The following is a 12,872-nucleotide window of genomic DNA, read 5'->3' as shown; positions in this document are numbered from 1 at the left end:
CACTATCTCCTTTTAAATCTTAAAGAATTATTATATGATTCACTGTTCGTATCCATACTTTTGAAAGAATTCTTTGCGGAAATCCAAGAGGCGGTCCTTCTTTATGGCTTCTCTGACTTGTTTCATTACATCTATTAAAAAATAGAGGTTATGATAGGTAACTAATCTTGCGGAGAGTATTTCTTGTGCCTTATACAGATGTCGCAAATAAGCACGGGAGTAGTTTTTACAGGTATAGCATTGGCAGTTTGGATCTAATGGAAGAAAGTCCTCTACGTATTGAGCGTTTTTAATGACAACCTTTCCTACAGATGTCATGGCAGTACCATTTCTAGCTATTCTGGTAGGCAAAACGCAATCAAACATATCGATGCCTCTTATTACACCTTCAATCAGACAGTCCGGTGTACCAACGCCCATCAGGTAACGGGGCTTATCTGCAGGCATCCATGGAGTAGTATAGTCTAGCACTTCGTACATCAAAGACTTCGGCTCTCCTACGCTTAGTCCGCCTACCGCATATCCTGGGAAATCCAGTTCGATGATTTCTTTCGCACTTTGTTCCCTAAGGTCCTTATACATTCCACCTTGAATAATACCAAACAGGGCTTGTTGATCCGGCTTTCGATGTGCATCCTTACAGCGCTTTGCCCAGCGGGTAGTTCTCTCCAATGAGTTTTTTACATAACTGTGCTCAGCAGGATAAGGGACGCATTCATCAAAGACCATCATAATATCTGAACCTAGAGAGTTTTGGATTTCTATAGCCTTTTCAGGGCTGATAAAATGTTTGGATCCGTCTAGGTGGGACCGAAATTCTACTCCTTCCTCGGTAATCTTTCTTAAGTCTCCAAGACTAAAAACCTGAAAGCCGCCACTATCCGTCAGAATAGCTCTATCCCAGTTCATAAACTTATGCAGTCCACCGGCCTTTTCAATGAGCTTATGGCCAGGCCTAAGATATAAATGATAGGTATTGCTTAATATGATCTTTGCTTCAATTTCTTTTAATTCTTCCGGGGTCATTGCTTTAACAGTTGCTTGGGTACCTACAGGCATAAACACAGGGGTGTCAATCACGCCATGGGGTGTATGTACACGGCCTAGCCTTGCACCGCTTTGTTTGCACACCTTAATGCTTTCATATGTCACAGCCATTAAAATTCATTCCTCCTAAAACTAATAAATAAACATCGCATCGCCGAAGCTGAAGAATCGATAGCGCTGCGTTACCGCCTCTTTATATGCGTTTAAAATGATTTCTCTTGTACTAAGAGCACTAACCAGCATTATTAATGTTGACTCGGGTAAATGAAAATTAGTGATAAGACAGTCTACCACTTTAAAAGAAAAACCAGGATAAATAAAAATTTCTGTCCATCCGGAACAGGGTTTAATCTCACCGTGATCTGCAGCAATGCTTTCCAGCGTTCTTACAGAAGTTGTTCCAACAGCAATAATTCTGCCTCCGTTTTCTTTGGTTCTATTAATCTTCTCTGCAGTCTCCTCCGTCATAATATAAAACTCGCCATGCATTTTATGCTCCAGAATATTATCAGCCTTTACGGGACGGAAAGTTCCTAATCCTACATGCAGGGTAATGAATGCGATTTCAATACCCTTCTGCTGAATAGCATGGAGCAGCTCTTGAGTAAAGTGTAGTCCGGCGGTAGGGGCAGCAGCCGATCCTTCATGCTTTGCGTAGACTGTCTGGTAACGCTCTTTATCCTCGAGTCTTTCTTTTATGTAATGAGGCAGGGGCATAGTTCCTAGTTTATCTAATATTTCCTCAAAGATACCATCATATTCGAATTCTACGATTCTTGTACCTTCTTCTGCCAATCCAATAATTTTTGCTTTGAGTAAGCCTTCATTAAAAACGATAGTATCGCCTACCTTAGCCCGTTTTCCTGGTTTTACCAGGATTTCCCATTGATTGTCCTTAATTCTCTTCAATAATAAAAATTCTACCTGCGCACTGCCATTTTCCCGAATGCCAAAGAGCCGGGCTGGGATAACCCGTGTATTATTGAGCACTAAACAATCACCTGGATTTAGAATCTCAATAATGTCTTTGAATTGGCGATGTTCTATGTTTCCAGTACGCTTATTTAAGAGCATTAGTCTAGATTCATCTCTGTTTTGAAGAGGTGTTTGTGCGATTAATTCCGGCGGTAGATCAAAATAAAAATCTTTTGTTTGCATTCAAATGACTCCTTATTCAACTTTTACGTCAGTATAATAGTAGGTTAAGATTTGTTCGTAGGTATAGCCTTCTTCAGCCATTTTCTTAGCACCCCACTGGCTCATTCCCAAGCCGTGTCCCCAACCCTTGCCAGTGATCATGATATCTTCAGATATGCCGGATTGGGCTGTTTTATATTCGACACCGTTAAAAATCATGGGTGTTGTAAGGGTCCCGCTTTCTTTTAGTCCATCCCCCGTTAGTATATAGCTGCTTTTTATATTTACTTTTTGCGGTGGTTGTGATAAATCTGCTAAAATATAGGTTTCCCCACCACCTGCGTTGATCGTAAAATAAGTACTTTTAATATTATTATAACCAAATGTTGCTCGAATCTTGTCCTTCTCTATAATTTTCTTGCCCATTGTACCGTTGATCTCCAGCTTAATTGCCCTTCCGTTTCTCGAATATTCAGTAACCATCATATCCAATAATGTTCCTACGTCTAATCCTTTAGATACTAGAATATCCTGGGCCTGCTTTTTAGACATGGTATAAGTCCATGTATCATTAGGCGCACCAATAGAAAAGGGATCCTTTACACCCCGTATGTAGGCAATAGGATTGGTCCAAATGTTCTCACTATCCTCGGTTTGACCACCGCTATTGGAATGATAATAAGCTTCAATGGCTTTTCCATTGTAGGTGATTAGCTTTCCTTTTGTTTCATCGACTGCCTTTCTGCTGGTTGGATGTTCGATACTGTAGCCTCCATAGGCTTGGCAATGGGTGGTCGCACATACATCAAACCCATGCTGTCCATGTAACTTCACACGATTGACAGCAAAGTTTCTGGCAGCCACAGCCTGCGCCTTCTGTGCTTCGATTGGCCAAGAGCCAGATACTTCTCTTGGTACCACACCATAGAGATATTCCTCTAATCCTAAATTGTTAATAACCGTCAGGTCACTACCAGAGAGCCTTTTGACAATTATACTGCCTCGGAAGGTCTTTCCGTCTAGTCTTACGATATCTTCACCGCTTTTATCGGGAACTGCCCGAAAATGAAAATCTGAACTTCCAGGATTATACATCATAAGCACCTTACCGGCTTTGGTCAGCACCTGAATGCGGCCGCTGTTCTGTGGAATGATTGCATACTCAGCTTGAGGAACTTGGTTTTTAAGGGTTTCTACACCGGCTTGGGCGTTACTAGCCGTAGTGTATAGCCCCTGCCAAACTCTCCAGCCATCCTCATATACCAGGTATAGATTCGTAATCTTGCTGGCTATGCTATTTAGAAATGCTTGTGCATCTTGCCTTGTATTGAACTTTCCCCCTACTTGTATATGTATAGGTCCATGTATATTAGCATTGCCGGAATCTCTTTGCTCATCAAAGCTGTACTCGATAAAGGAACCGTTCATATTCAAAAAATAGCTGTCTTTTCGGATCATAATATCATCATTTTCTACAAAACCCTCGATCCGATTAAATTGATTACCTGTATAAAAGCCTAATTCCAACCCGCTCTGTGCATAGAGCATCACCAGTGGCGCAGCCGTATCTTGAAATCGAATTCCGACTTTCATTTCCTGCGGCAGCTTTGATGGGTCAATCCCGTGTACAGATAAAGGTATTACTAGAAGCAGAATACAAAGGGCTACAGATAGCAAAGGGCGGAATCTATTCATTTTCTTCTCTCCTCCATTATGAACATCTTTATATTCTACTTTCGACAAGATTGTGGAATATCCTCCATTTTATTACCTACTGTAATAAACTTGAAATATTCAAAAAACAATCTTAACTTCTATAAAGTATTGCAATGATCGATAAAAAAACTGTCTACTCTGAGACAGTTATCTTCTAAACAACAAATTCAGCAGAACCGTTAACACAATACTGGCTATGATACTGGTCATAACAGGAAAATAAAAAGTAAAATTTTCCTTTTTGTAGTAGATATCTCCCGGCAATCTTCCTAGTCCTAGTTTAGAGCCTAGAAAAACAATCCCGCCGATTACGATAAGCAAAATACCCATCATCATCATCGTTCTTCCTAATGATTCCATAAATCATCACCTCTTTATTCTTGGATCCTAAGCCCTAGATGTTCATATCCAAGCTTTGTTACAATACGGCCTTTTGGTGTTCTCTGTAGAAAGCCCATTTGCAACAAAAATGGCTCATATACATCTTCAATGGTATTTCTCTCTTCTCCTGTGGATGCCGCTAAAGTGTCTAGCCCCACAGGACCGCCATCAAACTTCTCAATAATGGTTAACAAAATATTTCGGTCAACACTATCTAATCCTAATTCATCTATCTCAAGCATTGAAAGGGCATCTCGTGCCATTTGCAGAGTTATTACGCCATCACCTTTCACTTGGGCATAGTCCCTAACCCTCTTTAACAGCCGATTGGCAATCCGCGGGGTTCCCCTTGATCTTCGACCGATTTCCATGGATGCAAGCTCTTCAATTTTTGCACCTAAAATATTTGCAGAACGCATAACAATTTTATTGAGATCCTCTGTTTCATATAGATTAAGCTTACAGATCACGCCAAAACGATCTCTTAGCGGAGCTGTTAATAATCCAGCCCTTGTGGTGGCCCCAATTAACGTAAAGCGTGATAAATCCAGTCTTATAGAGCGGGCACTGGGCCCTTTGCCAATAATGATATCCAGTGCATAATCTTCCATGGCCGGATACAATACCTCTTCAACCGTTCTATTTAAGCGATGGATTTCATCGATAAATAATACGTCATTCTCCCCCAGGTTTGTCAATATTGCGGCCAGATCCCCGGGCCTCTCGATTGCAGGCCCCGAAGTAATTCTGATTTGAACGCCAAGCTCATTAGCTATAATGCTGGATAAGGTTGTCTTCCCTAAACCCGGTGGCCCGTAGAGCAGTACATGATCTAGAGACTCTTTTCTCATCTTTGCAGCATGGATAAAGATTTTTAATTTTTCCTTAGCCTTATCCTGACCTATATATTCATCCAGCGCCTTTGGCCGTAGTGTAGTTTCCAGTTCAAAGTCTTCCGCTTTCACAGCATTCGTCATAAATCTGCTCTCTTCAATCTCGTTAATCATTATATACCTCGCTTTCTACTTTATCTTGCCAGAACTTTTAGGGCATTTTTTATTATCTGTTCCAGATTACTGCATGATTCAGCAGATTCTGAAACTGCAGAAGCTGCTTCATTTTTTCCATAGCCCAAAGAAACCAGGGCTTCTATTGCCTCGTGCACAATATCTCCCCCGTACTTGGGCGGCATCACAGTTTTTCCTTCCATGGTCAGCTCCTGGGTACGTATCTTTTCTTTAAGTTCTAGAATAATCCGCTGGGCAGTTTTCTTACCGACTCCATGGGCTTTAGTCAATCCAGTAACGTCTTCTGAATAAATCATTTCGGCAAGCTTCTGATAATGGATAGAGGATAAAATTCCTAATCCGACCTTAGCTCCAACACCTGATACCGTTGTTAGCAGTTGGAACATTTTTAGCTCTTCCCTTGATAGAAATCCATAGAGACTGATATCATCCTCCCGGACTACCATTTGGGTATAAATCGTAACTTCTCCTTTATCTGCACCAATATCTGAAACAGTCGTCAGAGAAGTAAATATCTTGTAGCCTATATCACGGTTCTCTAGAACGATGAAATCATCACCTATATAATCTACTCTGCCTTTTATAAAGTGAAACAATAAGACCCCTCCAAATGTTATTTTATTTTAAACATATTCCCAAAAACACCGGAATGGGCATGACAGACGGCAACCGCTAAGGCGTCTGCTACATCATCGGGCTTTGGAATTTTTTCTAAATTAAGGATCGTCTTGACCATGGTTTGCATCTGTTTCTTGTCAGCTCGACCATAGCCTACGACTCCCTGTTTTACTTGCAAAGGTGTATACTCATAAATGTTTATATTTTGCAAGGAAGCTGCCAGAATGGCCACACCCCTCGCCTGAGCTACCAGCAGAGCTGTCTTTGTATTTTTATTGAAGAACAGTTCTTCAATGGCCATTGCACTAGGCTGATATTTTTCCATCAGGGATGCTAATGAAGTATATATGATTTCTAAACGGTTTGGCAAGCTTTCTGAAGCATCAGTGGTAATGGCCCCATGACTGATTACACGAAAGTGATTGCCCTTATATTCAACGATCCCAAATCCGACAATAGCGATACCGGGATCTATTCCTATAATTATCATACTATGCGCTCCTTTTATGCTTTCCAAACATATATTCGATATGCAACCATCGAAATCCTTCTTTATTCTATCACAACCTTCGTTCAATAAGTACGAAAAAAAGTGCACTATAATGTGCACCTTAGCTGCTGTAGTCCTCAAGTATTTGGTTTACGCCATCCATACCTTTTACAACGATCCCTCGTCTTAGCTTTTCTCTGTCTATTTCCGTAAGCGCAGAAACAGGTATGTTGGTCTGCTCCAGTAAAATAGGATTCCCCTCTTCGTCTATATGAAAGATGGCAATATATCCATTGCTCTGTTTAACTATATAATGGTTCGGTGAGATTCCATCTTTTATCCGGTAAAGCTCTACCAAATCTTTGTTTAGTTCCCGAACATCCCACTCTCCATAAGCGTTCTGAAGAAAGATACTGAATTCCTCTAAACTTTTTCCGATCATGTCCCCTGGAATTTTGATTTCACGGGTTATGGTATCCCTAGTTTGTTCGAAATAGGTTTTTAGTAGAAATCTTGTATTATTCGTAATAATATTATCTTGATTTACAACTGGTTCTTCTATTTCATAGGGGGTTTCCACTTCTCGGGGCAGATTGTTCGGTTCCTGTATTTGGGGATTCTCATTTTGAGGACTTGGAACCTCTACAGACAGGTTTTTTGGATCTACTCCTTCTTTGCCCGGTTTATTTAGAATTCTTGTTTCATTGCTAACATAGCCATATATGAAGCCCGCCAAGAGTAGAACAACGCAAGCCAAAACATATTTCCTTCTACGCCTTCTTCTTCTTAACATAGGTATCCCTCCAATCTATCTAGCTGTTTATTATAACCATTTTCTAACAGCTTATACAGATTGGAGAAAAACCAAAAGGCAGAAATTTATTTACATTTGCAATAAAATCTCATGATTTACCCTATGGGTATAGCTTTGTATCAATTCAACAAAGCCTTTGCTAAGAGGGTGATTTTTAAACCTATTGAAAAAATGTACTAAAATAAATAATTCATTCGACATTTCTCTTAAATTGTTGGGAAAATATTGACATGTTTTGTCAATTATAATAGAATAAGCATGAAAACAATTCACTAATTACCCATATTGTTTATTTTTATATTGTATTAGTCCATAGGACTATTTTTTTTACTTTTAAAAAAAAGAAAGGATCTATGAAGATCCTTTTTCAATTACTTTTGGCGGGAGTATGTGGGAATCGAACCCACCTGAGAAGCTCCTAACCCCTCAAACTGGTTTTGAAGACCAGAGGCAACACCAGCCACCATCTACTCCCTTAATATTGTTTTGAGATACAATAAAAATTATACAATATATTATAACTCAATACAAGGATTTTTTACGAAATATTCTTATCCCCCTCCCACTACAAGGGCAATATGATTTTCCACTCATTGTCATCATAAACAAACTTCCAATACTCCACCAGTTGATCCTCCACTGTAGAAATAGTCGTCTTTTTCTTCTGATAAGTTATGACCAGCACCATCTCCTCTGAGTATCTCTGTGTCTGATATCTGGCGATCTCATAACCTCTTACCTCTCTTGCATAATTTCCCATCACCAATCGAAATTTTACAAAATCAACCCGTTTTCTGCTGCTCTCTTCCACCATTTCATAAGCTGCATTATAGTCAGCATTTTTAAGGCGATCTATAAACAAATTAAAGGTTTCGTAAGGTGTAAGATCCTCTTTCTTTAATAGTTCCTCATTGCGGAAATAAGGTTGTTTTAGGGAATAATATTTCTCTATCACATCAACTTTATTTCCCTCTACAAGTATTTGCACACCTTGAACTTCATTGAGTTCCGTTAATGAATTCACAATGGACCATATGGTGATTGCTTCATTCATTTGTTGAGACCATCGGTAGGTATTTAAGAACTCGTTCGAAAGATTGACATAGCAAATTCCTTCGGTTGTATTTACAGAAAGCAGTCTTGTTTCCGGTGGTATCGATGCCCTTAATACTTTATTTCTGGGTCCCTTAATCAATTCTTCCACAATTACTTTTTCTTCAGACAATTCCTCCGAAACAATAATTCGTTTCTCAATCACCAATTGCTTATAATCAGGGCTTCCGAAGTATAGGTTCATTTCGTATTTTGTTTTATCCGGTATAGGTGGTATTGGCGGCTGATTCTTTGCCGGGTCAACTTCATTTCTAATGCTATATAATCCGTACCCTAAGGTAATAATCACTAACAGCAGGAGCAATACTTTATAAAGTATTCTCAATCATATCCCTCCCTTTATCCTGTGCTAGCTGCCCCGAACGACACTCTTCGGCAGCCTGATATAAAAAACTGTTCCCTTGCCCAGTTCACTTTCAACATGAATACTCCCCTGATGCAACCCTATAATTTGCTGGGAAATTGACAGTCCAAGTCCTGTTCCACCAGTGCTTCTGGCCCTCGCCTTATCTACGCGATAGAACCTTTCAAATATATGGGGCAAGCTTTCTTTAGGGATTCCAATGCCGTTATCTTCGATCTTAATAACTATGTCTTCGTATTCAGAATAAAGAGATACCAGCACCTTACCTCCTTCAGGAGTATACTTAATACCATTGGATATAATATTGGTTAACGCTTGCTGAATTTTAATTTGATCTAATTTGATCTGGATTTTTTCATTTTCAATAAATGATATGGATATGCTCTTCTTATCTGCCAGTGGTTTTAAACTGCGAATTAGATTTTCTATGAGATAATTCACATAGGTTACCTGATAATCAAGTTCTAAGCTGTTTTTTCCTAGATCAACGAGACGCAGCAGGTTTTCAATGATCTTATTTAAACGGTCTACTTCCGAATCAATATCTTTCAAAAACTCCCTATAGGTGCTTACATCCGCTTGATCCTGGTGCAACAATGATTCTGATAATAGCTTGATTGCGCTTAGCGGTGTCTTAAGTTCGTGAGATACATTGGCTACAAAATCCTTGCGCTGCTGCTCAACTAATGCAAGTTTAGTGGTCATCAGGTTAAAAGCCGTTCCTAGATTACTCAATTCATCATTGCCTGTTATCTCTACTTTTTGCTCTAGGTTTCCTTGATACATTTTATTGATTCTATCGGTGAGCTTTTCAATAGGCAGCGATATAACTTTAGCGAAAATAAAACTTATAAATCCAGTAATTATAACGCTTAGACCCGATAACAGTCCAAATCTTTTCATCGTTCGGGTAATATTTCCGTAGATTTCTTCAACCGATGAAGATATCAGTACAACTCCATGGATCTCCCCTTCAAGAAAAACCGGTACAGCCACATAAATTGTTCTGCCATATTTTTTAAGATTGTGCAGCCTTGCATTGCTTCTGCCCTCTAAGGCCTCCTGAACTTCTAAATGATCTATTTTCTGCCCCGTCAGTACATCGTAGGAATCGCTGATAACCATTCCATCTTTATTTATCAGCATAACTCTAGACCTAATCTCCTTGCTGTATCGCTTCAATAGATCAGATAAAGGCTCGTTATCATCACTTTCATTAAAATCTTGAATAGGGCTGATGATTCGGTCGGCTATGATATTCCCTTGAGCCATTAAGCTCATTTTTTTGTCTGCTATATAATTTAATCGCATGCTTTCACTAATGAAAGAGTTGATTAGCAAAAGTGTCAGGATAATCAATAATAAATAGGTGGAAACCAGTTTCCACCTAATACTTATAAATCTTCTATTTTGCGCGAAAATAATAACCAACTCCCCACTTGGTAAGTATATATTCCGGTTGGCTAGAATTTTTTTCGATTTTTTCCCTTAACCGCCTGACATGCACATCTACCGTTCTTAAATCACCAAAATACTCGTATCCCCAAATAATCTCCAACAGTTCCTCTCTGCTGTATATTTTACCGGGATTTGAAGCTAGTAAAAGCAGCAAATCAAATTCCTTAGCAGTAAGGTTAATCTCTTCATTGCGAAATATGACTTTTCTTCCTAGTGTATTGATTGTAAAATCCTCTATTTTAAGCACACTGGTTGGCGAAAGATATTCTGTACTCTGTACTCTTCTTAGGATAGCTTTAATTCTCGCCTTTAATTCTAAGATATTAAAGGGCTTTGTTAAATAATCGTCGGCACCATACTCTAATCCTAATATCTTACTGGTATCTTCTCCTTTAGCAGTGAGCATGATAATCGGTACCATGGATTGTTCTCTAATTCTCCTGCAGACTTCTAGGCCGTCGATCTCAGGAAGCATTAAATCCAGTATTATTAAATCAAATGCTTCATCTGAGGCCTTCAATAGTGCTTCTTTTCCGTCTGCCGCTGTTTCTATTTGGTAGGATTCCTGTTCAAGACTATATTTTAAACCCTTTAAAAGTATCGGTTCATCATCGACGATTAATATTTTATGGGTCATTTAATCACCTCTCAATTATATTATTCCTTTTTTGGAATAAAAAAGTCATCCTTACTATGTCATTTCAAATCAAAAAATAACAAATTACAACAATATTCATTATTTTAATCATACTGTTTTTTTTATTCTTTTGCAAGAAAAAAGCTGTAGATCCTCTACAGCTAACATAGTACCCTCTTTTCTCCAATCCTTTTCGTTATTTTATTCTGATCGAAGTTTTCTATCAGCGGAAGAGCATATTTCCTAGTTGTATGGATTAGATCCCTAAACTCTGAAAGTGATATTTCACCATGCTCTTGTATATACTGTTTTAACATTTCCTTTGCTTTTTCGTAGTTCTTCACATGAAACAATATGTCATCACTAATTTTTACAAGCTGTTTTCTATCGACAAGTGCCTCTAACACTTCTCTATATTTATGGTCATTTTTCTTACTATTTAAGAATTCTTCAGGAGAAGGCGTCTGAAATTCACCCTTTAAATATAATTCTTCTATTTCCTTTAAAATCATTAGTTGTTCTGGTGAATATTTGATTTCAAAGTCAGCCAGTGCCACTAAACTACTATCCAGTCGGATGACTTTTTGTTGTATGAAATGATCTAAAACTTCGTCAAATAACTTGCCTTTTATTTTAACCTTTATCTTATTTCTCAATTCTTCTTTTCCCATTCCAGTCTTTAAGGGGTTATGTCCGTGGAAATCCTGAAGTACTTTTATGATATTCGTCTCCAGCTTTGTAAGATAGTCTATATGTATTGGAACTGTACCGGAAAACTTTTTAATGGTTCCTTTTTCATCTAGACGATCTACAATCCTTTCAATGGCGTTTTCCCCTAAGCCTGTTTGTGTTGCATAAAAGCTGATGTTTTCGAAAGTATCATTGAAACGTAATATAACCTTCTCTAAAATTTCTTCAGGACTCCCTTCCTCCTTAACTTTTAATTCCTCTATTGTATCTTCTTTAAATCGTTTATGTTTGACTGGATTGGGCTCTAATATGATACCGCCGCCAATGGTCTCCATTGGCGAGTAGAATCGAATAACAAAATGGTCACCCCGTTTTGCAACGATAGATTCCTCCATCCTTAGCTGAGCATAGCAGCTTTCACCCGGTTTTACTTCTTCTCTGTCCAGCAATACGATTCTGCAAAGTATTTCAGCAGTTCCATGATACAAACGAAGCCGGTCGCGGTTGTCAATGGTACGTTCAGCATGCTTCAACATATTCAACTTAACATCAAGCATCATCGTTTCCTTCATTGAATTTTGCTCGGCGGCCACATTTCCCCTCTGAATATCTTCTTTCTTAATACCAGTAAGGTTAATCGCTACACGCTGTCCCGCATAAGCTGCTTTAACATTTTTACCATGAACATGAAGACTTCTTACTTTTGCAGGTATATCCTGAGGATATATGGTTAACTGATCTCCTTCATGAACACAGCCTTCGATCATGGTCCCTGTAACAACGGTTCCAAAGCCAGACATTGTAAAAACCCTATCAATCGGTAGTCGAAAAGGAATAGAGGTATTCTTTTCTTCTGTCTCCTCTGTATACAAATCAATGCGGCGGACTAATTCATCTAGGCCCAGACCTTTAGTTGATGATACGGGGATCATAGGAGCATCCTTCAAAAATGTATCTTTGACCTTTTCCCGTATTTCCTCCTGTACAAGGCCCAGCCATTCTTCATCCACTAAATCTACTTTAGTAATTACGATAATTCCCTTTTTTACATCGAGTATGGATAAAATGTCTAAGTGCTCTTGCGTTTGCGGCATAAAGCCTTCATCGGCAGCGATTACCAAAAGTACTATATCAATTCCGCCTACTCCGGCCAACATGTTTTTGATAAATCTCTCATGTCCTGGCACATCAATAATACCTGCTCGTCTGCCACTGGGAAGGTCGAAATGAGTAAAACCTAAGTCAATGGTAATTCCCCTCTTTTTTTCTTCTAATAAACGGTCTGTATCTGTACCCGTAAGCGCCTTAATAAGCGTTGTTTTACCATGGTCAATATGACCTGCAGTACCTATAATTACATTTTTCACTTTCATCTCCCC

Annotated in this window: 12 protein-coding genes and 1 tRNA gene; all 13 read right to left on the bottom strand. The window is 38.9% G+C overall.

The genetic code is table 11. The features are described 5' to 3' along the window. Window positions 1–39 precede the first annotated feature (39 nt). The 13 genes from tgt to selB all read right to left on the bottom strand — a co-directional run bounded on the left by tgt (window position 40) and on the right by selB (window position 12,866). Entirely contained in the window at window positions 40–1,158 is a 1,119-nt protein-coding gene (gene tgt / locus BUB56_RS00160) for a tRNA guanosine(34) transglycosylase Tgt (protein WP_110939354.1), read from the bottom strand. A 21-nt stretch (window positions 1,159–1,179) separates the two neighbouring features. After that, window positions 1,180–2,205 (bottom strand): tRNA preQ1(34) S-adenosylmethionine ribosyltransferase-isomerase QueA, encoded by a 1,026-nt coding sequence (queA, locus tag BUB56_RS00155; protein ID WP_110939353.1) that lies wholly within the window; start codon window positions 2,203–2,205, stop codon window positions 1,180–1,182. Window positions 2,206–2,217: 12 nt separating this feature from the next. Next, window positions 2,218–3,879 carry a SpoIID/LytB domain-containing protein gene (locus tag BUB56_RS00150; protein WP_110939352.1) on the bottom strand — a complete coding sequence of 554 codons (1,662 nt, stop codon included), beginning with the start codon at window positions 3,877–3,879 and terminating at the stop codon, window positions 2,218–2,220. Between the two features lie 168 nt (window positions 3,880–4,047). After that, a complete protein-coding gene (locus tag BUB56_RS00145) occupies window positions 4,048–4,260 on the bottom strand; it encodes a DUF2905 domain-containing protein (protein ID WP_110939351.1) in 213 nt (70 codons plus the stop codon). A 14-nt stretch (window positions 4,261–4,274) separates the two neighbouring features. Continuing rightward, complete coding sequence (gene ruvB, locus BUB56_RS00140; RefSeq protein ID WP_110939350.1) at window positions 4,275–5,288, bottom strand: Holliday junction branch migration DNA helicase RuvB; 1,014 nt, start codon at window positions 5,286–5,288, stop codon at window positions 4,275–4,277. Between the two features lie 20 nt (window positions 5,289–5,308). Then, window positions 5,309–5,905, bottom strand: coding sequence for a Holliday junction branch migration protein RuvA (ruvA, locus tag BUB56_RS00135; RefSeq protein ID WP_110939349.1), 597 nt, complete (start codon window positions 5,903–5,905; stop codon window positions 5,309–5,311). A 17-nt stretch (window positions 5,906–5,922) separates the two neighbouring features. Continuing rightward, window positions 5,923–6,417: a crossover junction endodeoxyribonuclease RuvC gene (gene ruvC, locus BUB56_RS00130; protein WP_110939348.1), complete on the bottom strand. Its 495-nt coding sequence runs from the start codon at window positions 6,415–6,417 to the stop codon at window positions 5,923–5,925. A gap of 121 nt (window positions 6,418–6,538) precedes the next feature. Continuing rightward, the gene (locus tag BUB56_RS00125; protein ID WP_110939347.1) at window positions 6,539–7,210 is read right to left on the bottom strand and encodes a BofC C-terminal domain-containing protein; all 672 of its coding nucleotides are present in this window, start codon (window positions 7,208–7,210) and stop codon (window positions 6,539–6,541) included. Between the two features lie 399 nt (window positions 7,211–7,609). Continuing rightward, window positions 7,610–7,706: transfer RNA gene (locus tag BUB56_RS19235), tRNA-Sec, on the bottom strand. Between the two features lie 90 nt (window positions 7,707–7,796). Beyond that, window positions 7,797–8,669, bottom strand: coding sequence for a GerMN domain-containing protein (locus BUB56_RS00120; RefSeq protein WP_110939346.1), 873 nt, complete (start codon window positions 8,667–8,669; stop codon window positions 7,797–7,799). A 24-nt stretch (window positions 8,670–8,693) separates the two neighbouring features. Beyond that, complete coding sequence (locus BUB56_RS00115) at window positions 8,694–9,989, bottom strand: sensor histidine kinase (protein WP_242946175.1); 1,296 nt, start codon at window positions 9,987–9,989, stop codon at window positions 8,694–8,696. Between the two features lie 124 nt (window positions 9,990–10,113). Then, window positions 10,114–10,803, bottom strand: coding sequence for a response regulator transcription factor (locus tag BUB56_RS00110; protein ID WP_110939345.1), 690 nt, complete (start codon window positions 10,801–10,803; stop codon window positions 10,114–10,116). 161 nt (window positions 10,804–10,964) lie between these two features. Beyond that, window positions 10,965–12,866, bottom strand: coding sequence for a selenocysteine-specific translation elongation factor (gene selB, locus BUB56_RS00105; RefSeq protein ID WP_408606931.1), 1,902 nt, complete (start codon window positions 12,864–12,866; stop codon window positions 10,965–10,967). Between the last annotated feature and the right edge of the window lie 6 nt (window positions 12,867–12,872).

It is taken from the genome of Geosporobacter subterraneus DSM 17957, from assembly GCF_900142145.1.
Lineage (GTDB): Bacteria > Bacillota > Clostridia > Peptostreptococcales > Thermotaleaceae > Geosporobacter > Geosporobacter subterraneus.
This window is presented reverse-complemented; position numbering and strand designations above follow the sequence as displayed.